The 23,424-nt window shown below is 61.3% G+C and carries 26 protein-coding genes and 1 pseudogene; 12 read left to right on the forward strand and 15 right to left on the reverse strand.

From position 1 onward, the window contains the following. Nucleotides 1-143: 143 nt before the first annotated feature. Nucleotides 144-317: a BrnA antitoxin family protein gene (locus N7E02_RS29840; protein WP_445344467.1), complete on the reverse strand. Its 174-nt coding sequence runs from the start codon at nt 315-317 to the stop codon at nt 144-146. On the opposite strand from N7E02_RS29840, the gene N7E02_RS30230 reads away from it, so the two are divergent. Further along, nucleotides 247-654: a hypothetical protein gene (locus tag N7E02_RS30230; RefSeq protein WP_445344469.1), complete on the forward strand. Its 408-nt coding sequence runs from the start codon at nt 247-249 to the stop codon at nt 652-654. The genes N7E02_RS29840 and N7E02_RS30230 overlap by 71 nt on opposite strands. A gap of 68 nt (nt 655-722) precedes the next feature. Here the strand turns inward: N7E02_RS30230 and N7E02_RS20910 are convergent, their stop codons facing one another. The 3 genes from N7E02_RS20910 to N7E02_RS20920 all read right to left on the reverse strand — a co-directional run bounded on the left by N7E02_RS20910 (nt 723) and on the right by N7E02_RS20920 (nt 3,940). Then, on the reverse strand, nt 723-1,550 hold the full coding sequence (locus N7E02_RS20910) for an aldo/keto reductase (RefSeq protein ID WP_286579527.1): 828 nt from the start codon (nt 1,548-1,550) through the stop codon (nt 723-725). Nucleotides 1,551-1,693: 143 nt separating this feature from the next. After that, nucleotides 1,694-2,731 (reverse strand): aldo/keto reductase, encoded by a 1,038-nt coding sequence (locus N7E02_RS20915; protein WP_286579529.1) that lies wholly within the window; start codon nt 2,729-2,731, stop codon nt 1,694-1,696. Nucleotides 2,732-2,752: 21 nt separating this feature from the next. Next, nucleotides 2,753-3,940 (reverse strand): MFS transporter, encoded by a 1,188-nt coding sequence (locus N7E02_RS20920; protein ID WP_286579530.1) that lies wholly within the window; start codon nt 3,938-3,940, stop codon nt 2,753-2,755. Nucleotides 3,941-4,346: 406 nt separating this feature from the next. Between N7E02_RS20920 and N7E02_RS20925 the strand changes: the two genes are divergently transcribed. Continuing rightward, a complete protein-coding gene (locus N7E02_RS20925) occupies nt 4,347-5,240 on the forward strand; it encodes a LysR family transcriptional regulator (RefSeq protein ID WP_286579532.1) in 894 nt (297 codons plus the stop codon). Here the strand turns inward: N7E02_RS20925 and N7E02_RS20930 are convergent. The 3 genes from N7E02_RS20930 to N7E02_RS20940 form a co-directional block, all read right to left on the reverse strand. After that, entirely contained in the window at nt 5,237-5,959 is a 723-nt protein-coding gene (locus N7E02_RS20930; RefSeq protein ID WP_353622920.1) for a phospholipase D-like domain-containing protein, read from the reverse strand. The two genes, N7E02_RS20925 and N7E02_RS20930, sit on opposite strands and share 4 nt — an antisense overlap. Beyond that, on the reverse strand, nt 5,842-6,723 hold the full coding sequence (locus tag N7E02_RS20935; protein WP_286579533.1) for a phospholipase D-like domain-containing protein: 882 nt from the start codon (nt 6,721-6,723) through the stop codon (nt 5,842-5,844). The genes N7E02_RS20930 and N7E02_RS20935 overlap by 118 nt, the downstream gene beginning before the upstream one ends. 64 nt (nt 6,724-6,787) lie before the next feature. Further along, nucleotides 6,788-7,540 carry a gamma-glutamylcyclotransferase gene (locus N7E02_RS20940; protein WP_286579534.1) on the reverse strand — a complete coding sequence of 251 codons (753 nt, stop codon included), beginning with the start codon at nt 7,538-7,540 and terminating at the stop codon, nt 6,788-6,790. A gap of 7 nt (nt 7,541-7,547) precedes the next feature. On the opposite strand from N7E02_RS20940, the gene N7E02_RS20945 reads away from it, so the two are divergent. The 3 genes and pseudogenes from N7E02_RS20945 (at nt 7,548) to N7E02_RS20955 (ending at nt 10,216) form a co-directional block, all read left to right on the forward strand. Then, complete coding sequence (locus tag N7E02_RS20945; protein ID WP_286579535.1) at nt 7,548-7,925, forward strand: hypothetical protein; 378 nt, start codon at nt 7,548-7,550, stop codon at nt 7,923-7,925. Nucleotides 7,926-8,073: 148 nt separating this feature from the next. Next, nucleotides 8,074-8,960 (forward strand): annotated as a pseudogene (locus N7E02_RS20950) (branched-chain amino acid aminotransferase). 464 nt (nt 8,961-9,424) lie between these two features. Further along, a complete protein-coding gene (locus tag N7E02_RS20955) occupies nt 9,425-10,216 on the forward strand; it encodes a phytanoyl-CoA dioxygenase family protein (RefSeq protein WP_374730735.1) in 792 nt (263 codons plus the stop codon). 27 nt (nt 10,217-10,243) lie between these two features. Here N7E02_RS20955 and N7E02_RS20960 read toward each other — a convergent pair whose 3' ends face one another. From N7E02_RS20960 to N7E02_RS20985, 6 genes are all read right to left on the reverse strand, one after another. Next, nucleotides 10,244-10,861, reverse strand: a complete 618-nt coding sequence (locus tag N7E02_RS20960) for an alpha/beta hydrolase (RefSeq protein ID WP_286579536.1) — start codon at nt 10,859-10,861, stop codon at nt 10,244-10,246. A gap of 122 nt (nt 10,862-10,983) precedes the next feature. Then, nucleotides 10,984-12,294 carry an NAD(P)-binding protein gene (locus tag N7E02_RS20965; RefSeq protein ID WP_286579537.1) on the reverse strand — a complete coding sequence of 437 codons (1,311 nt, stop codon included), beginning with the start codon at nt 12,292-12,294 and terminating at the stop codon, nt 10,984-10,986. A gap of 152 nt (nt 12,295-12,446) precedes the next feature. Next, the gene (locus tag N7E02_RS20970; RefSeq protein WP_286579538.1) at nt 12,447-14,183 is read right to left on the reverse strand and encodes a putative bifunctional diguanylate cyclase/phosphodiesterase; all 1,737 of its coding nucleotides are present in this window, start codon (nt 14,181-14,183) and stop codon (nt 12,447-12,449) included. Between the two features lie 69 nt (nt 14,184-14,252). After that, nucleotides 14,253-14,996 carry a sulfite exporter TauE/SafE family protein gene (locus tag N7E02_RS20975; protein ID WP_286579540.1) on the reverse strand — a complete coding sequence of 248 codons (744 nt, stop codon included), beginning with the start codon at nt 14,994-14,996 and terminating at the stop codon, nt 14,253-14,255. A gap of 86 nt (nt 14,997-15,082) precedes the next feature. Continuing rightward, nucleotides 15,083-15,730 carry a hypothetical protein gene (locus tag N7E02_RS20980; protein WP_286579541.1) on the reverse strand — a complete coding sequence of 216 codons (648 nt, stop codon included), beginning with the start codon at nt 15,728-15,730 and terminating at the stop codon, nt 15,083-15,085. A gap of 133 nt (nt 15,731-15,863) precedes the next feature. Continuing rightward, nucleotides 15,864-16,187: a hypothetical protein gene (locus tag N7E02_RS20985; RefSeq protein WP_286579542.1), complete on the reverse strand. Its 324-nt coding sequence runs from the start codon at nt 16,185-16,187 to the stop codon at nt 15,864-15,866. Between the two features lie 223 nt (nt 16,188-16,410). Here N7E02_RS20985 and N7E02_RS20990 point away from each other — a divergent pair, with 223 nt between their 5' ends. Continuing rightward, the gene (locus tag N7E02_RS20990) at nt 16,411-17,013 is read left to right on the forward strand and encodes a superoxide dismutase (RefSeq protein WP_286579543.1); all 603 of its coding nucleotides are present in this window, start codon (nt 16,411-16,413) and stop codon (nt 17,011-17,013) included. A 103-nt stretch (nt 17,014-17,116) separates the two neighbouring features. On the opposite strand, the gene N7E02_RS20995 is transcribed toward N7E02_RS20990, so the two are convergent. After that, entirely contained in the window at nt 17,117-18,643 is a 1,527-nt protein-coding gene (locus N7E02_RS20995; RefSeq protein WP_286579544.1) for a DUF1254 domain-containing protein, read from the reverse strand. A 129-nt stretch (nt 18,644-18,772) separates the two neighbouring features. Here N7E02_RS20995 and N7E02_RS21000 point away from each other — a divergent pair, with 129 nt between their 5' ends. Beyond that, nucleotides 18,773-19,672 carry a metallophosphoesterase gene (locus N7E02_RS21000; RefSeq protein ID WP_374730650.1) on the forward strand — a complete coding sequence of 300 codons (900 nt, stop codon included), beginning with the start codon at nt 18,773-18,775 and terminating at the stop codon, nt 19,670-19,672. On the opposite strand, the gene N7E02_RS21005 is transcribed toward N7E02_RS21000, so the two are convergent. Next, nucleotides 19,673-20,362, reverse strand: a complete 690-nt coding sequence (locus N7E02_RS21005) for a helix-turn-helix transcriptional regulator (protein ID WP_286579545.1) — start codon at nt 20,360-20,362, stop codon at nt 19,673-19,675. 129 nt (nt 20,363-20,491) lie between these two features. Between N7E02_RS21005 and N7E02_RS21010 the strand changes: the two genes are divergently transcribed. From N7E02_RS21010 to mazF, 5 genes are all read left to right on the forward strand, one after another. Then, entirely contained in the window at nt 20,492-21,124 is a 633-nt protein-coding gene (locus tag N7E02_RS21010; RefSeq protein WP_286579546.1) for a LysE family translocator, read from the forward strand. Between the two features lie 160 nt (nt 21,125-21,284). Further along, entirely contained in the window at nt 21,285-21,728 is a 444-nt protein-coding gene (locus N7E02_RS21015) for a c-type cytochrome (protein ID WP_286579547.1), read from the forward strand. 82 nt (nt 21,729-21,810) lie between these two features. Continuing rightward, nucleotides 21,811-22,722, forward strand: a complete 912-nt coding sequence (locus tag N7E02_RS21020; RefSeq protein ID WP_286579548.1) for a cytochrome c — start codon at nt 21,811-21,813, stop codon at nt 22,720-22,722. Between the two features lie 52 nt (nt 22,723-22,774). Then, on the forward strand, nt 22,775-23,047 hold the full coding sequence (mazE, locus tag N7E02_RS21025) for a type II toxin-antitoxin system antitoxin MazE (protein WP_286579549.1): 273 nt from the start codon (nt 22,775-22,777) through the stop codon (nt 23,045-23,047). Beyond that, nucleotides 23,044-23,412 carry a type II toxin-antitoxin system toxin MazF gene (gene mazF / locus N7E02_RS21030; RefSeq protein ID WP_286579550.1) on the forward strand — a complete coding sequence of 123 codons (369 nt, stop codon included), beginning with the start codon at nt 23,044-23,046 and terminating at the stop codon, nt 23,410-23,412. Before mazE ends, mazF begins: the two co-directional genes overlap by 4 nt. Nucleotides 23,413-23,424: the final 12 nt, after the last annotated feature.

Raw genomic sequence — 23,424 nt, forward strand, 5'->3', positions numbered from 1 at the left:
CCAGCCCGGTGAGAAAACTATGGCGATGGTAGAGGGAGGCAATGGGCAGAACTTGAGCGAATGACGTCTGGACCGACGACATTGCGGGTCATGGGTAGAATTCTGCCCAAACACAAAAGGCGATGGGTGATAATCGACCCAGCCTATCGATGAGCCAGCCAGTCTCTCAATGCGTCGTTGATACGTGACTGCCAGCCGGGGCCTTCTGCCCGGAAGCGCTCCAGCACATCGGCATCGAGCCTGATCGTGGTGGAAACCTTGGTACTGTCGCTTTTTGGCCGGCCACGTCGGACAGGTGTCCCCGCGAGTTTTTCCAGCCAGGGCGACTGGGAGAGATCCGGGGCATCATCCTCTTCGGAGAAAATTGAGCCGGTTGGCATAGATTTTCTGTTCTCGCTCATTGGCTTTCCTCATGCTGATGATCCGCTGATCGTCGCCCCTTGGCGTCCAGACGAAAATCACCATTCTCTGCTCCAGAAACCCGACCGTGATGTAACGGCTCTCGCCGTAGTCGAAACGATCGTCCTCTATCGTCAGATGCGGGCCGTCGAAAATTTCGCCGCAGCGGCGAAAGTCCAGGCCGCGTTCCGAGAGCGTGGCCTCATGTTTTGCCTGATCAAAAACGATTGCCATTTATCGTTACTACAAAAATAAAAAAGCTCCAGAGATATTCTCTCTGGAGCTTTCCGAACTCAATCACTAATTGCAGGCTGGCATAGAGGTTACACGTCCCATTCCGGCGCCAGATGGCTCGGATCGTTGATGCGGCCATCGGCGCGCGCCAGCGCGTGGATCGCCTCCATCTCGTCAAGCGACAGGGCGAAATCGAAGACGTCGAAGTTTTCCGTCAGCCGGCTCGTCGTCGCCGTCTTCGAGAGCGCGATCACGTCCTTCTGCTGCACGGCCCAGCGCAGCACCACTTGGGCGACGCTCTTGCCGTGCTTGGCGCCGATATCCTTCAGCACCTCATCGCCCATGACGGCGCCGTCCGCCATCAGGAAGTAGGCGGTCACCGACATGCCGGTTTCACGGGCCGCTTTGATCACCTTCGTCTGGTCGATATAGGGATGATATTCGACCTGGTTGTTGGCGATTGGCGCGTCGGACAGCTTCACCGCCTCGGCCATCAGCCCGGTCGAAAAGTTCGAGACGCCGATATGCTTGACCTTGCCGGCCTTGACCAGCTCGTTCAGCGCACCGATCCGGTCGGCAAGCGGCATCCTGCTCTGCGGCCAGTGCAGGAGAAGCAGGTCGACATGGTCGGTCTTCAGCTTCTTCAAGCTCTCGTCGACGGAGCCGATGAAGGCGTCATGGCCGACCTTGTCCACCCAAACCTTGGTGGTGAGAAAGATGTCGGCACGCGGAATGCCGGAGGCTTTCAGGACATCGCCGACGGCCTGTTCGTTGCCGTAGATCTGGGCAGTATCGACATGGCGGAAGCCGAGTTTCAGGGCTTCGGGCAGGACACGGTGGACATCGGCATCCGGCATGCGGAACGTACCGAAACCGAGGGCGGGAATATTGGCGCCGTTTGCGCTGACAGTGTGCATGAGCTCTCCTTCGAAGTGAAAGCCCGGCGGAAGCGCCGGGCGGGAATGAGACGTGTGTTACATGGGCCGGTCGGGACTTGGATCAAGCTGCCGTTTTGGCGGAGTAGCTTCTTGCAGGATCCTGCCGTGGATCGCCCCTCAGATTATCCGACGATCGGTGGGGCAAGCCGGGCAAAGCCTTCCTGCCGGTGATAGGGAAAATGCGGATAGGGCGCGGTAACGGCGCTCGCCGCATCGAGCTTTCCGATCTGCTCCTTCGTCAGGGACCAGCCCACCGCGTCGAGGTTTTGCCTCAGCTGTTCCTCGTTGCGGGCGCCGATGATGACGGAGGACACGGTCGGCCGCGAGATCAGCCAGTTAATCGCCACCTGCGGCACCGTCTTCCCCACCTCTGCGGAAACCTCTTCCAGCGCATCGACGACGCGGTAGAGAAGCTCGTCCTCGACGGGAGGGCCGAAGCTTGCCGTCTCGTGCAGCCGGCTGCCGTCCGGAATCGGCTTGGCGCGGCTGATCTTGCCGGTGAGCCTGCCCCAGCCGAGCGGGCTCCAGATCAGAGCGCCGAGCCCCTGATCCTGTCCGAGCGGCATCAGGTCCCATTCATAGTCGCGGCCGACCAGCGAATAATAGACCTGGTTGGCCACATAGCGCGTCCAGCCATGCTTCTCGGCCGCCGCCAGCGATTTCATGATCTGCCAGCCGGTGAAGTTGGAAACGCCGATATAGCGAAGCTTGCCCTCGGCCACGAGCCGGTCGAGCGTCGAGACCACTTCCTCCACCGGCGTCGACGCATCGAAGGCATGCAGCTGAAAAATGTCGATATGGTCGGTACCGAGCCGCTTCAGTGACTTCTCGACGGCGCCGATCAGCCGGGCGCGGGATGAGCCCCATTCGTTCGCCCCATCGCCGGTCGGCAGGCTGGCCTTGGTTGAGATCAGCACCTCGTTACGCCGGCCTTTGATCGCCTGTCCCAGCACCTCTTCCGAGGCACCGTTGGAATAGACATCGGCCGTGTCGAACAGGTTGACGCCTGCCTCGAGGCAGATGTCGACGAGGCGGCGGGCCTCCTCCACATCGGTCGTGCCCCAATGGCTGAACAGTGGCCCTGCGCCGCCGAACGTGCCGGCGCCGAAGGAGAGGACCGGCACCTTGAGGCCGGATTTGCCAAGGCTGCGATATTCCATGTTAGGCATCCTTTAGGGTGATTATTCGGCCGGGGAGGCGAGGGCACTATTGCCAGTTGCAGGCCTGTCGAGGCGGATAGCGACGAGCGCCACGCCGAGCGCTGCGATCGGCACGAGACCGGCGACGAGGGTAACCGCGCCGAGACCCGGACCATGATCGATGACCGCGCCGCCGAGCCAGGCACCGATGGCATTGCCGAGGTTGAAGGCGGCGATGTTGAAGGAGGAGGCAAGACCCTGACCTGCACCTTCGGCCTTGGCGAGCACCCACATCTGCAGCGGCGAGACGGTGGCAAAGGCGGCGGCACCGAACAGGCCGATGGCGATGACGGCAAGTACCGGCTGGTGGATCGCCGCCGTCATGGCGAGCAGCACGACCGCCAGTGCCACGAGGCTGCCGACGATGGTCGGCACGAGATGCTTATCGGCCAGCCATCCGCCGAACAGATCGCCGATCACCAGACCACCGCCGAAGACGAGCAGGATCGGCGAGACGGCGCTTTCCGAAAAGCCGGTGATCTCGGTCAGAATGGGCGCGATATAGGTGAAGCCCGCAAATACGCCGACCCAGGAGAGCACGGTGGTGAGAAGGCCGAGAAGAACGGCGCGGCGGCCGAGTACGGCCAGCACGCCCTGCGAGGCTTCTTCCGGCGTGTCTGAAGGCTTGTCCTTGGGCACCAGCAGCGCGATGACGGCAAGTGCTGCAATACCGATCAGCGTCACAGCCCAGAAGGTCGAACGCCAGCCATAGGCCTGTCCGAGCCAGGTGCCGAAGGGCACGCCGAGAATGTTGGCGACGGTGAGGCCTGTGAACATGATGGCAATCGCGGAAGCCTTCTTGTTCGGCGCCACGAGGCCGGTGGCGACCACCGAGCCGACGCCGAAGAAGGAGGCGTGTGCAAAGGCGGTCAGCACCCGGGCCGCCATCAGCGTCCAGTAATCAGGTGCGATGGCGCAGGCGAGATTGCCGACGGTGAACACCACCATCAGCGCCATCAGCAGCGTCTTGCGCGACCATTTGCCGGAGATCGCGCCGAGGATCGGCGCACCGATGACAACGCCGAGCGCATAGCCGGAGATCAGCAGGCCGGCGGCCGAGATCGAAACGCCGAGGTCCTTGGAAACATCGATCAGCAGACCCATGATGACGAATTCGGTGACGCCGATGCCGAAGGCGCCGGCCGTCAACGCGTAGAGAGCGAGAGGCATTGGAGTGTCCTTGTCTATAACCCCTGGGAGGAGGGCGAAGCGGAAATCATTCGATGCCGCGCAATATCGTCGCCCGCCACTTGCATGGGTAGCGGCATAAGCGGATAATCATTTGTGAAATTTAGGAACAAGTGGCGTGAGTAGCAGTCCTTCGGGATATGTTTGCGGGCTCTCCATCAAGCGTCGCGAACTTGGCCCCCCTCTGCCCTGCCGGGCATCTCCCCCACAAGGGGAGATCACTAGAGGCACCACCTTCGTTCCGCTCTCTAGACAGGTGTCGGTCAGTAAGCCAAGCATGGGCGGGCTGATCGAGCCGGAGCGGCGCCCCCATCTGATCTCCCTCCTTGTGGGGGAGATGCCCGGCAGGGCAGAGGGGGTATGGCCACCCACCAAAGCAGGATTACCCATGGATAACCGCGCCGGAGAAATGGAAGTCTTCGTCCTCGCCGCCGAGCTGAAAAGCTTTTCGGCTGCCGGTCGCATGCTGAAACTGTCGCCATCGGCCGTCAGCAAGCTCGTTACCCGGCTGGAAGACCGGCTCGGCACGCGGCTGGTCGTCCGCTCCACGCGCCTGCTGCAGCTGACCCCGGAAGGGGAAACCTATCTCGCCCGCGCCTCGCGCATCCTGGCCGAGATCGCCGATACGGAGGAGATCGTCTCGGGCGGCGGGCGGGCACTGCCGCGCGGGCCGCTGTCGGTCAATGCCTCGGTCGGTTTCGGCGAGCATTACATCCTGCCGATGACGAAGGAGTTCCTGGCGCTCTTCCCCGATGTCCAGCTCGATATCACACTGACCGACGACACGGTCGATCTCATCCGCGAGCGCGTCGACATCGCCATCCGCCACGGGCCCTTGCGCGATTCGTCATTGATGGCGCGAAAACTCGGGCAGAGCCGACAGGTGGTGATCGCCTCGCCGGACTATATCGCCACCCACGGCCAGCCGCAGACGCCTGCCGATCTCGACCGCCACAACTGCATCAATTTCAATTTCCGCCGCTCGGTCGAAGGCTGGACCTTTCGTGATCCGGAGACAGGCAAGATCGAGGTTCATCCGGTCTCCGGCAATCTCAAGGCCAGTTCCGGCTCGATCATCCGCCAGTTCTGCCTCGATGGCCTCGGCATCGGCCGCGTCGGCCGCTTCCATGTCGAACCGGATATCCAGGCGGGCACGCTGGTGCCGATCCTGGAAGACTATAATCCGGAAGACATCGAGGAGATCCACGCCGTCTATGCCGGCCACGAACATCTCGCGGTCCGCATCCGCGCTTTCATCGATTTCCTGGCGGAGCGGCTTTAGATCGCCCGCTTCACCTTGTGGCCGAAGCGGCGCTTGAGGAAGTGGGACGTCCTGTAGCGCACGCCGGATGGCCGCTCGGGGTCGGCGATGTCGGACTCTGCGAAGGCTTCCTCATCGGCCGTCAGCTCGCGCATCGGCACCGGCACGAGCCCGCGGCCGGTGTCGCGGTTCAGTGCCTCGATCGCGCCGATGATCGAGCCGTCATGGTCGGCGATGGCCTTGGCGACTTCCTCCGGATTGCATCCTAGATGCTCGGCGAGAAGATCGTCGCGTGTCGCGATGATCTTGGCCCGCAATTCATCCTGCCCTTCCTCCGCCTCGAGGATGACGTCGCATTCGGTGTCATAGCCCATCGAGCGGTTGTTGAGATTGGCCGAGCCGATCTTCACGATCCGGTCGTCGGCGAACATCATCTTGGCATGCACATAGATCGGTGTGCGCGCAGCGTTGACGGGATAGTAGAGCCGGAAGCGATTGTGGATGTCGGCATCCCGCACCAGCTTCATCAGCCTTATGCGGGCGGAATCCATCGCCTTGGCTTCCAGATACCCCTCGCAACCTTCCGGATTGATCAGTACGATTTCCGGTCCATCCGGCTCCTTCAGCCGCTCGGCCATGGCGGTCGCGATGCGGCGGGAGGCGAAATACTGGCTCTCGACATAAAGCGTCTTCTTCGCCGCCGCGATGATTGCAAGCTTTGCCGTCTCGATCTCGGCGATCTGCTTGCGCTCCTTATATTCCGGCGCGGTGCGGGCGATGCCGATCGAGATGTCGCGGAACCCGACTTCAAGCCCTTCCGGCCACGGCGTGTCGTCGCCGGCGGGGGCGGTGCCGGCAGTTCCTCGTCGGTCGCAAGCTTCCAGCGGCGCCGGGCTACCTCGCCGAGCGCCTTCGCCGCCTCACCGGAAAGGCAGGTCGTCGCGTCGTGCCAAGGGTCCTGCGCAAAACCCATCGGCGATTTGCGCAGCGGCTCCTTCTCCGTATGGTCGCGCGTATCCCAGCGTCCGACCGTCATGTCGATCCCGCCGCAGAAGGCCACTTCATCGTCGATGACCAAAAGCTTCATGTGGTGGGACGAGATGGATGGATGGGCGCCGTCGAGCGTCAGGTGGATGCGTTTGTCGAACATCCATTTGAGAATGTAGAAAGGCGTCTCGCCGCGGGTGATGGAGTTGAACAGTCCGATATCCCATTTCAGTATGCGGATATCGACCTGGTCGTTGCGCTCAGCCAGGGCGTTGAGAAATTTGCCGAGCTGATCCGGCCAGCCGTCGGCGCCATTCTTCTTCCGGTCGTCGCCATTGCCGGGCACGAGGTCGATCCGCGTGTCGAAATCCCAGCCGATCAGGTAGATCGAGCGCTTCGCCTTGGTCATCGCGCTCTTGGCGTGGCGAAAGAAGTCGGCCGCATCGATAATGATCGACAGCCTGTCGGCCTTGGCGATCTTCCAGCAGGTCTCGCCTTCCTTCAATATGCTTTCCATGAAATATCGTTGCCCGCCGCTGAAATAAGAATGCAGGCGCATATAGGGCGGCTTTTCTGCCCGCCTATCGGGCGATGTCGAATTCCGTCACCAGCGGCTCGTCGCAGGGCGACCGGCCGCGTTCGTGCAGGCTGCGGATCTCGCGCGCCACCATCTCCTGCAACTGCCAGAGATTGCGGTCTCGAATGCCGAATTCTGCCAGATGCACGACTGTATTGTAGAGATATTCGGCGCAGGATCCGCGATGGCCGCAGGCGCGCGCCAGGATCGGCGCCACCTGTTCCAGCGGCAATAACGGACGGATGATCCGCGGGCTGTCGCCGCCGGCCCAGAAGGTAAGTGCCCGGATCGTGTCGCCCTCCACCGTCCTGACCGGCAGGAAACGGAAGGTACTGATGCTGTCCTTGTGGCTCACCTCGCGGCGAAGCGCGCTTTCGATCTGGTCGCGCTTGTCATGGTCGGCGACGCGGTAGATCACCCCGTCGCATCGGCCGCCGCGCGACAGCATCATCATCAAACCGGGCTGTGTCGGCGAGCCGCGGCCGCGCTCGATATGCAGCGAGAACGACCGGTGCCAACCATAGGCGGTTGCCTTCTGGCAGGCGACGGAATCGAAGCCCGGTTTCCAGATCAGCGAACCATAGGCGAAAATCCAGAGCGGCTCGTCGCCGATCTCTTCCGTCAGTTTTTCAGAAAGCGCGGCATAGTCCTCGTCGGTCAGTGGCTGCCAGGCTGCAGGCATTCCCGGATCCTGCTCCTCGCGGAAACAGAGATCGACCAGTTGCTGGGTCAGCGACATCGACGATTGTGTAGGCATGGCTCCAATGGATCAAGATAAGGATCTGTCGGGAAAGTGCTGCAGTGCACATGCGGCCAAGAGTGCGCCCGCCATCCCGGCATGTCAACGGACCGCAATGTTGCGATTTGTAACATTGCCCCATAGCCGCCCGATTGTTCTGATCAAGATCACGGATCGTTTCTATTTGAACGATTGCGTGAACATAGCATGGGGGCATTTTTGGATGCAGTTTTGTATGCGGTGGCTGCCGATACTCGTGATTGCCGTGATGATTGCATGTGTGCTGAGCATCGCGCTGATGAATGATGAAAATCAGTTGTCCAGTGGGGAGAAGCCGCAAACTGCTCCCATCCAGCCTTCCGACGAACCGCTCCTCGCTCCCGCGCCGAAGAATAATCCCTGACTTGCCTATAAGATTTCATGCTGCTTGATCGCTTTGTCAGGCTGAATCATCAATTCTTGTGATGTTACATCTGACATAATCGCTTGACCTTTGGCGCCCGTGGCTCTTCATTCGCGGCACTTTTCGTGCCTGTTTGAAGGAGACTACCATGGCCGTCGATACATCCCCCGTTCTACCACCTGGACCTATGTGGATGGTGAGTGGGTGGAGGGCAATCCGAAGCTCATCGGCCCCACTTCGCATGCCATGTGGCTGGCCTCGACCGTCTTCGATGGCGCCCGTTGGTTCGACGGCATCACGCCAGATCTCGATCTGCATTGCCAGCGCATCAACCGCTCTGCCACCAACATGGGCATGAAGCCGACGATGACGGCCGAGGAAATCGAGGCCCTCGCGCTCGAAGGCGTCAAGAAGTTCGACGGCAAGACCGCGATCTACATCAAGCCGATGTACTGGGCCGAACACGGCTCCGCCTTCAGCGTCGTGGCTCCGGATGCGGAATCGACCCGTTTCGCTCTCTGCCTGTTCGAAGCGCCGATGCACACCGCAAAGCCTTCGTCGCTCACCGTCTCGCCCTTCCGCCGCCCGTCGCCGGAAGTCGCCATGACCACCGCCAAGGCCGGCAGCCTTTATCCCAACAGCGGCCGCATGATCCTTGAAGCCCGCGCCCGCGGCTTCGACAATGCGCTGGCGCTCGACATGAACGGCAATGTCGCCGAGACGGCATCCTCGAACATCTTCATGGTCAAGGACGGCGTCGTGATGACCCCGATCGCCAACGGCACCTTCCTTGCCGGCATCACCCGTGCCCGCATCCTCGGCCTGCTGCGCGAGGCCGGCTTCGACGTTCGTGAAATGACGCTGACGGTTCAGGATTTCGCCAATGCCGACGAGATTTTCACCTCCGGTAACTATTCCAAGATCGTTCCGGTGACGAAGTTCGAGGAGCGCTCGCTGCAGGAAGGCCCGGTCGCCCGCAAGGCGCTGGAACTCTACATGGACTGGGCCCGTTCTGGCGGTCGCAACGACGTCTGAGGCGGTCTGACCCACCATTGATCTACTGCGGCGCCTGAGGCCTTGCCTCGGCGCCGCAATGCCTTTGGCTGGGAGGTGATGTATCTTTTTGAGGCAAATGAGACAAAGTATTATAAATTTACATGTGCCGATATGGGGCTGTTTTCAGATTTTGCTAAGCATTCTACAAGTCTAAATCGTTCTGTCATCTCATTTTTGACGCATTGCAGCAAAAATATGCCAACTGCATTCAAGTAATACATGCAGTCTCTCTCCGCACTCGGAAACCAAGCCCGGAAAGGAGCGGCAATGTCAGCGAACGCATCTCCCGCCAATGATCTCGAGGCCGTCGCCCGTTCCGGCGGCAGGCTCCGCCGTATGGCGGTCCGTATTCCCACCTATCTTGCAGACGTGAAGGAAATCCGGCCTGGCTGCCGATGTTCATGCTCGCCCGCACCATGCCGGGCCGCAGGGCGCATTGGGCAATGTCATCCAAATACAGGCCGTCCGGCGCACCGCAGCCCTCCATCTTCGGACAGCTGGATGCAGCGCAGATTGCAGAAGGGTTGCGCAGCGACGGCATTTTCGCCGATCTGCAGCTTCCCCAAGCCGTTCACAGCGAAATTCGCGACTTTGCCGGCCGCACGCCCTGCTTCGGCAACTTCAATCGCGATCTCGAATTCCTGGCGCCCGAGCACGACGAGGCCGAGCGCCGTTTCGGCCGCTCCCTGCTCAGCGGCCATTTCTTCGAGCGCTCGCTGGACAGCGAAGGGGTGAGGGCTGTGCAGGGAGACCCGTTGCTCCTCGACGTTGCCAAGCACTATCTCGGCGCCAGCGCGCAGCTCATCACCACCCGCATCTGGTGGAGTTTCCCGACCAAGGCCTCGTCGGAAGCCGACCGCAGCCTTGCCTCGCTCGACAAGTTCCATTTCGATCTCGACGACTGGCGGATGCTGAAATTCTTCTTCAACCTCGTCGATGTCGACGAGGGCACCGGCCCGCACGTCTTCGTCAAGGGCAGCCATAACCGGCGCAAGGCGAGCCACCAGTACACGCTTCTCGTCGGCCATCCGGCGGAGGAAGTGCTGGACTACTACGGTGCCGACAAGGCGGTGACGCTCACCGGCCAGGCCGGTTCAGGCTTCGTCGAGGACCCCTTCGGCTTCCATATGGGCACCGTACCGGTGACCAAGCCGCGGCTGATGATGGAGGTCGGCTTCGGCGTCTCGAAACCGTCCCGCCGTCGTTTTCACGGCGAGCCGGTCATCAAGCGATAGCCGCAGTACGGCCAACGGCCCGCGACCTCAGTTGCGGGCAATTGCTTCCAGGAAATCGCAGGCGCGGTCGGCGCCACCGATGGAGATCGTGTGGCCGAGGCCCGGTTCGATCACGGTCTCAACCGAAAGACCGGCCGCCTTCAATTCGGTTTCCGCCTTTTCCGTCTCCCAGGAAGGAATGACCGGGTCGGATGTGCCGTGGATCAGCATGATCTTCGTTGCCTTGGGTGGCGCAAGCGGCGTCTCGCTCGCCAGCCGGCCGGAAAAGCCGACCACGGCCGCAACAGGCCAGCGTCCGCTTGCCACCGCATCGAGCGACATGATCGTGCCCTGCGAGAAGCCCACCAGCACGACGCGGTCGAGACGACCGTTGAAACCGTTTTCCTCGATGATATCGGAAATCACCGTGTCGAAGGCCGGGCGGGCGGCGGTGATGCGGGCCGGGCGGTTTTCCTCGGTCACGCCGGCGACGCTGAACCATTGATAGCCCGATCCGAAATTCGACGGCTCCGGTGCGTTGGGCGAAACGAACACCGCCTCCGGCAGGCGTGCCTTCCAGCTTTCGCCGAGCGGTGCGAGATCGGCGCCATTCGAGCCGACGCCGTGCAGCAGGATGACGAGGAGGGCGTTTGCAGAAACCGTCATGGGAATACCTTGTCTGAAATCGAAGCGGATCATCCGTAGCCTACCATCTAGGGCGTCCGCATGACGGTGGATAGTCGATAACCGTTGACCGCTCCGTTCACCGGCGGGGACCGCTTTGCATTTCAGGCAGGAAGTGTTCCGCTGATCGTCCTTTCCGCTACGGATGCGGAGATATCCCCGGTCGGCTGGTAATCGAAGCCGCCCTGCCGTCCGTAGGATCGCACGCCGAAGCGCGCCAGATGCCCGATCGCGCGATCGGCCGCGGCAGTGGCGCCTTTCAGGTAGACGGGGTAGGCATGGTCCAGGAGGTTGCTGCCTTCCAGAACAAGGTCGCCGTCGAACAGCCCTTTGCGGGCAACATCCCTGCGAAAATCCTCGTCGTAATGGTCGCTCGTCAGCGGCTCGCCCGTCACCGTGAACTCGACGGAGAAATAGGCTCGGCCTTCCACCTCCCCATAGAAATCGGAATGGATGGTCAGGCGCTTCCACAGCCCGCGGTCATGAAAATTGTAGAGAACATTGCTATCGAAACCACGATGGCCGATGAAGCTGTAGAAGAGGCTGACAAGTCTGGCGCTCTTCAATTCGGATGGGATAGGCATGCCGCAATAGCGTAGTGCGGTGGCAAGCGGCACGGTCGAGAACAGTTCCGCGGCATGGACGCTTCCCGACGCGAGCAGCACTGCCATCGACCCGTCGCCATTCTGTGTAATTGCCTGCACGGCCGCGGCCAGCTGAACGATGGCTCCCTTTTCCCGGATCATGTCGGCGACCTTCGAGTAGATTTCCTGAAACCCTGCCTTCGGTCGCACCAAGCAGGCGTTCTTCTCTGTCCCGGCTTGCCCGCGCAGGCTCCGCAGTAACCCCTTGAGATTGGCGTTGCGCGCCACCCAGCCCATCCTCTTGCGCGCGAACGAGCTTTCCACCATGTCCGGCTCTGCCGAATAGAAGCGTCGCAGATAGGGGATCAATCCGCTGACATTGGCGAATTCCCTGCCGATCCAGTAGGTAATGAAATCAAGCGCGCTTGCTTGCTGATCGACGGTCAGGCGGGAGTGAACCAGCGACGACACGATATGCGCCTGTTTTGCGGGTGGTAGGCCGAGCAGGTCCCGTTTGAGATCGAAGGGGTAGGAGCTGACCTCGCCATCCGGCCGCACCTTTGAGACCTGCGCCTCGGCCGGCAGATAGAGCGGCAGAAGCTGCGGAAAGTGTCGGAAGAAGGCCGAGTTTTGGTGGAAGAAAAAGCAGCCGATATCGAAGCTCATCCCGCCGATCTCGCGGCTGATATGGTTGCCGCCGAGTTCGGCATAATCATCCAGCAGCAAAACTTTCCTGCCTTGATCGGCAAGCAGATAGGCTGAGACGAGGCCGGATATGCCCGCGCCGAGTACGATCGCATCGAACCGTGTATCCGGACAGTATTGCTGCAAGGCTGTGATCCCGAGAGGCCAGGGGGACGTCGTTTGGTAAGGATATTAGAATATGCGAAATTGACTGAGGAAATCGCTTCAAAGAATAGTTGTCAACGGAATCTGATTTTATCTTAAGGTGTATGGCCCGAGTGGATGTGGGGAGCAGTATTTTACCGGTGGTGACTTGCTGATGGTCGACTGATCTCGGTCTTGGCAGAGATTGTCTCGTCGGCCCCGGTAAGCTCGAAATACTCCTCGATCGGCTCCGCCTTGCCGATCAGATGCCCCTGCAAATTCTGGCACTGCGCCTCCTCCAGGAACGCCCGTTGCTCCTCTGTCTCCACGCCCTCCGCGACAATGGGAATGTTGAGCCCGCGCCCAAGACCGATCACGGCGCGGACGATCTCGTCGGCGCTGCTGTCGGTCACCAGTTTCGACGTAAACGATTTGTCGATCTTGATCGTGTCGAAGGGGAAGGCCTGCAGATAGGAGAGGGAGGAATAGCCGGTGCCGAAATCGTCCATCGCGATCCTGACCCCGAGCGCCTTCAGCCCGCGCAGGATCTGCAGCGCCCTGGCAAAATCCTGCACCAGCACGCCCTCGGTCACTTCCAGCTCCAGCCGTTCCGGCGCAAGGCCGGTTTCCAGCAGCGCCAGATGCACGTCGCCGACGAGATTTTCCTGGCGGAACTGGATTGGTGAGACGTTGATTGCGATCATCAGCTGGTTTGGCCAGCTTGCGGCCTCGCGGCAGGCCTCCTTCAGCACCCAGCGGCCGATCTCAACGATCAGCCCGCTTTCCTCCGCCGGCGGTATGAAGACGTCGGGTGTCACCAGTCCGCGGGTGGGGTGCTGCCAGCGCAACAGCGCCTCGAAACCGAAAACCTCTCCGGTGACGGAAGCCTGCGGCTGGTAGTGCAGTGTCAACTCGTGACGGCCGATGGCATGGCGCAGGTCCTGCTGCAGCATGCGCCGCTCATGCATGCGCCGGTCCATCTGGGCGTTGAAGGCGCAGTAGCGCCCGCGCCCGTCGCCCTTGGCGCGGTAGAGAGCGGCATCGGCATTGGCAAGCAGCGAGGCGGCGTCGGTGCCGTCCTGCGGGAACATCGCGATCCCCATGCTGAGGCTGATCCTCAATCCGCGGCCTTCGACCTCGACGTCCTCCTCCATCGCCCGCATCAGGCTTTCGGCGAGCCGCGTCACCGCTTCCGGCTGGATCTCGCCGACGCTGACGACGGTAAACTCGTCGCCGCCGAGCCTTGCTGCAAGGTCATGGGTGCCGAGCACCTGCTTCAGCCGTCGTGCTAGTTCCGTCAGCACGATATCGCCTGCCGCATGGCCGAACAGGTCATTGATGTCCTTGAAGCGGTCGACGTCGAAGCTCATCACCCCGAACTGCCGGCGCGTCACCTGACCTTCGGCGATCAGGCTTGCAAACCTTGCTGTGAAATGTGCCCGGTTCGGCAGGTCGGTCAGCGGGTCGTGATGGGCGAGGTAGGAAACGCGCTGCTCCGCAGCGATCCGGGCGGTGATGTCCTGCTGGGTGCTGAGAATGAACTTTCCGTCGAGCAGGATGTCGTGCACGGCGATGATCTTGTCGCCGATCTGGATTTCCGCTTCCGACGAGCCGTCCTTGATCAGCTTGCGCTTCAGCCTTTCGAAGAAGATCAGCGGGTCCTCTTTCCAATCCGAGAGCTGGTTGTTCTCGGCGAGCTCGGCAAAACTTTCCTTGCCGGTGATGCCGTCCTTGCCGCGGTCGTGCAGCGCATGGAAGGCCTGGTTCTCGTAGATGATATGGCCGTCGAGATCGATCAGCACCACGGCCACCGGAAGATTGTCCATCGCGGCCCTGACCATCTTCAGCCGAGCCGCTTCATCCGAATGCACGCCTGTCTCTGCCGTCGCCATGCCTCGCTCCCGTGGATCGGCAAGAAAGTTAGGCTAGCACGTTTAAATATTAGATAATACGAATATTAATCAGACGAAGCGCACCGCAGCCGTCCCGATGATGATGACGGAAACCGCGATCATCAGCGGCTTGACCGGTAGCTTCTTGACGATGAAGGCGCCGAACGGTGCCGCCAGCACGCCGCCGAGGATAAGGCCGAGCGCCGACGACAGTTCCGACCAGCCGAGCGCCAGGATGAAGGTCAGCGAGATCACGGTCGTCACCGCGAATTCGGTCAGGTTTGTGGAGCCGATCACCTTTTTTGGGTCATGGCCGCGACCGAGCAGCGAGCTCGTCACGATCGGGCCCCAGCCGCCACCACCCATCGCGTCCAGCACACCCCCGGCACCACCGACATAGGGCACGATCCAGTCATGCACGTCGCGCGGCCATTTGGGCTGGAACGCCTTGTAGAGAATGTAGATGCCGATCAGCACGAGATAGGCCGAGACGAAGGGTTCGATCGCCTCGCCGTCGATATTGGCCAGCAGATAGGCGCCGATCGCCCCGCCCACCATGCCGGCCGGCGCAAGACGCAGTACCAGTCGCCAGTCGACATTGCGGTGATAGAGATGGGAAAGCCCGGACGCGGCGGTGGTAAAACACTCGGTCACATGCGTCATGGCGCTCGCCGCTGCAGGCGCCACGCCGAAGGTGAGAAGGCTGGTTGTCGTCAGAACGCCGAAGGCCATTCCGAGTGCACCATCGACGATCTGGGCAAAGAAGCCGATCGCGACGAAGACGAGAAAGTCGGAGTTGAGGAAGTCGAACATCGCATCTTCTCCTGGCTTGTTCCCAGCGGGACGTAATCCGCGATAGGGCAAAATGTTCCCGGCCGCGTGCGACCGGGAACGCCGTCTCAGGCCGCCATCGCCCCGCTATCCGCCATGGCCGCTGGCGCGATGATCGTCGCCTTCAGCCGGTCTACAGCCGCCTCCAGCGTCTCGAAGGCGGCGAGCCCGCGGGAGCCGATCGCCGCTGCCGCGCGCCGCATTGCGCCCAGCGAACCCGCCAGGTCATCGACCGTCAGGTCGCCATCCGGACAAGTGCTCATGCGCCGCTGCCGGTCGGCCAGCTTGAAGGCCTCTTCCGCCAGCGTGGTGAACAATCGGTCCATCGCGGAAGCCCGGTTGCCGCTGTCGTCCATCGCCCGTGCTATGCTGGTGCGGACATCGAGATGGTAGCCGGTCAGCGCCCGGAACAATGCGACGTCCGCGGCCGAATAGTGGCTTGCGGATGCCGAAGCCTCGGCCATGAACGGGCTCAAGACCGAAACCGGCAATGGCGGGGCAGGGGGCGAAGGCGGGGCAGGTGGACTTGCCTCCGCGGGATCTCCGAAAATCTGCGTTTCCGTCAGAAGATCGATCTGGGAAGTATCGAGCGGGGGCGAGACAGTCTCGCCCTCGTGTTTATCGTCGTCTTGATCCGCACCTGCGGCAATGGCAGGCACATGATCGGCATCCCGCAGCAGGAACTGCGGCACCGGTGGAATGTCGTTGCTGCTCACAATGATCTCGTTGGGGTCTCGTCGGTCAAAGTCAAAAATCAAACGGGATGTTCAAAACGAGACGAACCTAGAGCGGCAATCCTGCGCGAAGCTGATTGAGATTCAGTTTAATGCGGCAGTCGCAAAATGGCCCCTAAGGCGCGACGCTCAGCTGTTCGGCGCTGATCTCGCCGCCGGTCTCCGCAGTCTTCTTCTGCTTGTCGTAGACGCAGATCGTGCTGATCTCGGTCGTCGCGCCGACCGCCTTGCCGGTGACGACCGCAAGCCCGAAATGTTCGCTGCCATAGGGATCGACGATGGTGCGTCCATCTGCGATCAGCTCCTTGGCCGATTCGAGACACGCCTTGGAAACATCCGTCTGGAACTGCGTCCAGGCGTCGTCGGAAGATGCCTCGGCGACGCCTGCGGCGGCAAGCACGGGCACGAGCGTTGCGAATATCGTCATTGTCGTCTTCATCGAAGCGTTTCCTCCATGGGGCGTCTTTTGTGGGCGTTCTTTTTCACGGCGCTTTGCGTCGGAACGATGTTCGCCGAAGCGGCGTTGAATGGGCGAGGCGCTGCGACGTGTCTTTGGCTTTTTGCCACAATTTTGGCCTTGGGGCCGTTGCCTCTTTTCGGGCACCCTCCTATGTTCCCGCTCGACGCTGACCCAAGGTGTTTGCCGAAAAGGAGTAGAACCTATGGCTTTCGAACTTCCCGAACTCCCCTACGACTACGAAGCTCTTGCGCCCTTCATGTCGAAGGAAACGCTCGAATTCCACCACGACAAGCACCACAAGGCCTATGTCGACAACGGCAACAAGCTTGCCGCCGAAGCCGGCATGGCTGACCTGTCGGTCGAGGAAGTCGTCAAGAAGTCCTTCGGCACCAACCAGGGCCTCTTCAACAACGCTGCCCAGCACTACAACCACATCCATTTCTGGAAGTGGATGAAGAAGGACGGCGGCGGCAACAAGCTGCCGGGCAAGCTGGAAAGCGCCTTCACCTCCGACCTCGGCGGCTACGACAAGTTCAAGGCCGATTTCATCGCCGCTGGCACGACCCAGTTCGGTTCGGGCTGGGCCTGGCTCTCGGTCAAGGATGGCAAGCTCGCCATCTCCAAGACCCCGAACGGCGAAAACCCGCTCGTCCACGGCGCATCCCCGATCCTCGGCGTCGACGTATGGGAACACTCCTACTACATCGACTACCGCAACGCCCGTCCGAAGTACCTCGAAGCCTTCGTCGACAGCCTGATCAACTGGGACTACGTCCTGGAAATGTACGAAGCCGCTGCGAAGTAACCTACGGTTCGTATTGATTTTTGAAGGCACCCGGCGTCGGAAGGCGTCGGGTGTTTTTGCTTGTGGAAACAATCGGTCATTACCGGGCTTGTTTCGTAAGCGATCATCCGGCCAGCTCAAAATCCGGCAACTTGAACGTCTTGCTGTTGAAGGCGTCGGTAGGCCCGTAGAAACGGATGGCGGGCAGTGGTCTTTTTCCCGCCGTCGGTATCCAGTTCGCCTCAAGCCCGTCCGGCGCTTTCGGACCGACATAGATGCTGACGCCCCCATCCGCATTCTTCTTCATCTTGTCGAGGTCGTAGGAAGACAATGTCGTTCGCTGCAGATCGCTGTAGATGAATGACATCGTGGCACGGTCATAGACCGTCAGAGCCCAGAACTGCTTCACCGGCATTTTGGCGGGGATGTCCAGCCTGTAGAGTTTTCCCGCTTCCAGAAGCTTCCCATCCTTGTCGGCCATTGCCATCATGTACTGGGTCGCCGGCATGTCGCTCAACACCTTCGGCATGTAGGTGCACCAGAAATATTCCGCGGCACGCGGGACGAGGTCTATGTAGTCGTCGTAGATGAACGAAAAAGTCTTGTTGCCATCGGCCTGCAGCAGGGAGACATAGTGCCGATCCGGCCAGTAGCGCATGGTTTCCGGCATGTGGTCGAACCAATCCTGAAGGTAGAACCACACATCGATGGCCGCCTGATGCATGGCGCGCCTGGCGGTTTCATCCGGAGCAAAAGGTTTGCCCTTTTCGATCCCGAGCGACTTCAGCATGCCCATCATCACCTTGTCATGCTCGTTGACGGGCTCGACGCTGACGATGGCATGCATGTCTTCGAAATATCGCTCATCGTAGAAGGGCAATGTCGGGTAACGCCGATCGATCGGATCGACGAATTTCTGCTCCGGCGGAGTGCCCGCCTCACTGAGATAGTACATTCGCAGGCGCTTGGCATAGGCGTAGGCATCGGATGTCGACTTGCCGGTCGCCGGCACGGAACGGAAGGCAAATGCGATGCGATAGTTCGGAGATTTTATCTGGATGTATCCCTCCGGTATTTTGTCGGCGTAGCCCGGCGGCGTGAACAGCAGCTTTCCGCCCTTGCCCTGATCGACACCCGACGGTCCGACATCGGCAATGGTCAGCTGCCATGCATCCACGACCTGCCCATAGAGACTGCCATCAGGACCGGCCACTGGGACTTCCAGGACGACCGGACCTTTCTGCAGGTCCGTGAAGGCGGAGATGTAGGGCGTCGTGCTGTTCGCGGTGATGGCTTCCAGCTTCGGCGTCGCGACAGCGGAGTAGGCAATGATGTCGTTGTCCTTCATGCCGAGATCCGAGATCGCGGCACGGCGGAACGCATAGATCGCATTCGCGGGAATATTCCAGAGCGCTGCCTCGAAGGCACGCTGATACTTGATCTGGTAGTCGAAATCCTTGGTCGAAGGAGTGTCACCCTTGGCTGGCTGCCCGCCGAGCGGATTTTGTCCGTTCTGAGCCAAAGAGATTGTCGGGATTGCAGCGATTGGTATGGCGGCGACGAAGGCCGGCGCCACGAAGCCGGTCACGCCTTGCCGCAGGACCTCGCGGCGATTGAGAAGCCATTGGCCGATAACGTCGCTGCCAGACATCCGTGCGTCTCCCTTCAAGCTGATGAGCGGAATTGGACGCGACCAAGACCGAAAGCGGAAGTACGTTACGGTAAATGTCGGCGTAACCTGACTATCAGTCCACTTCGGGCCCATGGCGCCGACGGTCTGATGGCTGTTCTTAGTCCTGTCACACCACTGTCACGTCCCGCGATTACGCCGCGCGGCATGTCCTCTGCAGAACCGCTCATCCGTTTCGGTGTCATCGCCGATCCCCAATATGCTGATGCCGATCCCAAGCCGGAGGCGGAGCGATACTATCGTAACAGCCCGAAGAAGCTTGCCGAGGCGATCGAGGTCTTCAATGGTGAAGACCTTTCCTTCGTCGTTACGCTCGGCGATCTGATCGACCGCGACTGGCAGAGCTTCGATGCCATCCTGCCGCTCTATGACGCGCTGCGCCACGAGAGCATTCTCCTGCCCGGCAACCATGATTTCTACGTTGCGCCGGAGAAGATGTGCGAGGTGCATGCCCGCCTCGGCATGCCGGCGCCATGGCATCATTTCTCACGCAGCGGCATCCGCCTCGTGGTGATCGATGGCAACGAGATCAGCCTCTTCTCCACGCCGGAAGGCGATCCGCGCCACGCGGAAGCGGGTCGTCGCCTCGAGGCGCTGACGGCCGCGGGCGCGATCAACGCCAAGGCCTGGAATGCCGGCATCAGCGACACCCAGTTCGCCTGGCTGGAAGAAACGCTTACTGAGGCCAGGGCGAGGGAAGAAAAGGTCGTGGTCATGGGCCACTATCCGCTCTTTCCCGAGCATGACCACAATCTCTGGGATTGCGACCGGGTCGTCGACCTTTTCCAGCGTTCCGGTAATGTCATCGCCTATCTCAACGGCCATTATCACGCCGGCAATCTCGGCCGCCACGGCTCCACCTGGTATGTGAATTTCAAGGGCATGGTCGATACCGAGACGGAAAATACTTTTGCCGTCGTCGAACTCTATGCCGACCGCATCGAGATTATCGGCCATGGCCGCGAGGAAAGCCGCACGCTGCCTCTGTAATCAGCCGGCCGCCGCCGTCCATCCATCGACCCAGATCTTGCGCAGCCTGTCTCCCTCTCCGGGAAAGAAGTCGTCGACCGACTCGCAATGCTCCACCCGGTCGACGCGAAAATTGCGGATCGCCTGTCTGAGCTCGCACCACGCGACGATATTGGCCGTCTGCGAATAATAGATCAGCGCGATCGGCCGGATCGTCCGTTCCGTCGCGGTGCCGAGTTCGTCGCGGTAATCGAGCAGCAGCTTCTGCTCGTCGCGGATGGCGCGCCTGACGAGGCCGAGATCGACGGCATCCGGCACCGGCGCCACCGTGCCCCAGGCATGCAGCGCGTTGGCGGAAAAGGTCTGGGTCAGCGGCGCAGGCACGACGGCGGCGATCTTGCGGTTCACCTGCTTTGCCGCCCGCTTCAGTTCCGTATCACCCGTCCGCTCCAGAAGTGCGAGCGCCAGCACGATCGCTTCCGTCTCCTCGATCGACAGCATCAGCGGCGGCAGGGTGAAACCGGGGCGCAGGATATAGCCGATGCCGCGCTCGCCCTCGATAGGCACACGCATCGCCTGCAGCGCAGCGATATCCCTGTAGATCGACCGTACCGTCACCTCCAGCTGCGCAGCGATTTCCGCTCCCGTTACCGGCCGCCGCGCCAGCCGCAGGATCTGGATGATCTCGAACAGGCGCGACGCCTTGCGCATTCTTCACTCCATTTGTAACGCAACTGACAGAGCACTGTCAGTTGGGCTGTCCTATAAAATCGCAGACGGACATGGGCGGCAAGGTTTGCGACCATTTGGTCCGTCCATCGGATGGGGCGGTAACTGACAATGACCTATGGCGAAAATCTCTGGCTCTTTTCGACGCTTTTGTTCGGCATCATCATCCTGCCGGGCATGGACATGATGTTCGTACTGGCCAATGCGCTCACCCGTGGGCGCGGTGCCGGATTGGCCGCGACCGGCGGCATGATGCTCGGTGGGCTCGTCCACTCGCTTTATGGCGCGCTCGGCGTTGGCCTGCTGGCGAAGCTCATCCCCGTGTTGTTCACGCCGCTGATGATCGTCGGCGGGCTCTACATGGCATGGATCGGCGTCACGCTGATGCGCAGCGCCATCGTGGTGGAGGATGTCGGCCACGCCGACACCCGTACCAACTGGGAAGCCTTCCGTCGGGGCGTGCTCACCTGCCTGATCAACCCAAAAGCCTATCTCTTCATGCTGGCCGTCTATCCGCAATTCCTGCGGCCGGATTTCGGCCCGCTCGCACCCCAGGCTGCGGTCATGGCGGCGATGACGGCCGGGATGCAGCTTGCCATCTATGGAAGCCTTGCGCTGGCGGCCGGTCGTGCCCGCCGCTTCCTCATCGGCAACGGCGCAGCCACAATCTGGACCGGGCGCATATGCGGGGCAATGCTCGTCGCGGTCTCGGCACTGACGCTGTGGGAGGGCATTCGCGGCTGATCTGCAACGTCTTCGATCGGTGAACGCAGTGTTCACTCATATGGGTTGATCTCTGGTAAGTCTGACAGAAACGTGATTTCTTTCAAGCGCATAAGCCGGGCCACTATCATGGCGCGAAAATCGCGGGCCCGGCTGGCCGCGCAACGAGGAGAAAGCACGCATGAAGTTCAGGATCACCACCATCGCCACCACCGCGCTCTGTCTTGGCTTGGCGGCGACAGCCGTCACGGCGCAGGATGCGGTCGTGCAGAAGCGCGAGCAGATGATGAAGCAGGTCGGCGGCGCCATGGCCGCGCTCGGCGGCATCGCCAAGGGCGAAAAGCCGTTCGATGCGGACGTGGTGAAGACCGCACTGACCACGATCAGCACCGACATGAAGGCCTTCCCTGACCAGTTCCCCGCAGGTTCGGAAGTCAATTCGGCGGCGGCGCCGGCGATCTGGGATAACATGGACGACTTCAAGGCCAAGTCGGCCAAGCTCGCAGGCGATGCCGACACGATCCTCGCCTCCATGCCGGCAGACCAGGCCGGCGTGCAGGAAGCCGTCAAGACGCTCGGCGCCAATTGCGGCACCTGCCACCAGACCTACCGCCTGAAGCGATAACGCGGATGGACCGGGAGCCGCGGCAGCCTGTCCGCGGCTCTTCGATCCGATCTGCCCGGCCACCGACAGCGGGAGACATGCCATGGCCTCGACCTGGTCAAAGATAGCGGCAGCTGGCGCCGCGGTGATAGCGATCGGCGCCGGTGCCGCCTGGGCGCTGACCAAGCCCGATCCCCATCCCGACAGTTACTGGGCCGATCTCGGCGAGCCCGACCTCGCCAATGGCGAGCAGATCTTCTGGGCCGGCGGCTGTGCAAGCTGCCATGCCGCGACGGGCGCAGAGGGCGATGCGCTGAAGATCATGTCCGGCGGTAGGGCGCTGCCCAGCCCGTTCGGCACGTTCCACATCCCCAATATCTCGCCCGATCCGCAGGCCGGCATCGGCAGTTGGACGCTCGCCCAATTCGGCAATGCAATGACCCGCGGCGTCGGACCGGGCGGTGAACATCTCTACCCGTCCTTCCCTTATGGCTCCTATGCGCGCATGTCGCCGAAGGACGTCAACGACCTGTTCGGCTACCTGAAGACGCTGCCGGCGAGCGGCAATGTCGCGCCCGGCCATGAACTCGGATTTCCCTTCAATATCCGCATGGCGGTAGGTGGCTGGAAATTCCTCTATTTCAACGACCAGCCGCGCGTCGAACTCACCTCCGTCGACGACAAGGTCAAGCGCGGCCAGTATCTCGTCGAAGGCCCGGGCCATTGCGGCGAATGCCACACGCCGCGCAACGCGCTCGGCGGTTTCGAGGCCGGCAAATGGCTCGCCGGCGGACCGAACCCGGAAGGCGAGGGCACCATCCCCGATATCACCCCCGGCGGCGACATTGGCTCCTGGAGCGAGGCCGACATCGCCAACTACCTGGAAACCGGCTTCACCCCCGACTACGATTCCGTCGGCGGCTCGATGGTTGAGGTCCAGCGCAACATGGCGCATCTGCCGAAAAGCGACCTGGAGGCGATCGCGGCTTATCTGAAGGCGGTGCCGTCGCAGTGATGGCAAACTTGCACCCGATCCACTAAGTGCTATATTTGTAGCACATGAGGGCATGGCCATGAGCATCACCACAAAGATCAGAAAGCAGGGCGGTGCGGCGATCGTGACCATACCGCCGGCTGTCTTGAAGACGATGCAGCTGGAGATCGGCGACCAGCTTTCGTTGGAGATGTCTGAAGGCGAACTGGTGGTGAAGCCGCTCAGGAGTGCCAAAAGGCGCTACAAGCTTAGCGAACTGCTGGAAGGCAAGGACGCCATGTCCAGGCTGAATGCGGACGTGGCCTGGGCCACCGAAGGGGATCCGGTCGGGCACGAAATTTCATGATGGTGCGCAGCAATGTGCCCAATCGTGGCGACGTCTTCTGGATCGACCCCAATCCGGTCGCGGGTAGGGAGATAAAGGACCGGCACCGCTTCGTGGTCATCACACCGCGCGAAATCAATGCGCTCGGCGTGGCGATGACCGTGCCGATCACAAGCGGGGGCGGTTTCACCCGCAATGTGGGTCTCGCCGTTCCGATTTCGGGTCATGACACGACTGGCGTTGCCGTCTGCAATCAGGTCCGCAGCTTCGATATCCCGGCAAGAGTCCAGAGCAAGACCGCACGCTACATCGAGACTTTGGATCAGCCGACAATGGATGAGATCGTCGCCCGTGTCGTCAGCGCCATCGATCCAGCCGCTGAATAGGTCGGCTGCAGA

The organism is Terrirhizobium terrae (assembly GCF_030323265.1).
In the GTDB taxonomy this organism is placed as follows: domain Bacteria; phylum Pseudomonadota; class Alphaproteobacteria; order Rhizobiales; family Rhizobiaceae; genus Neorhizobium.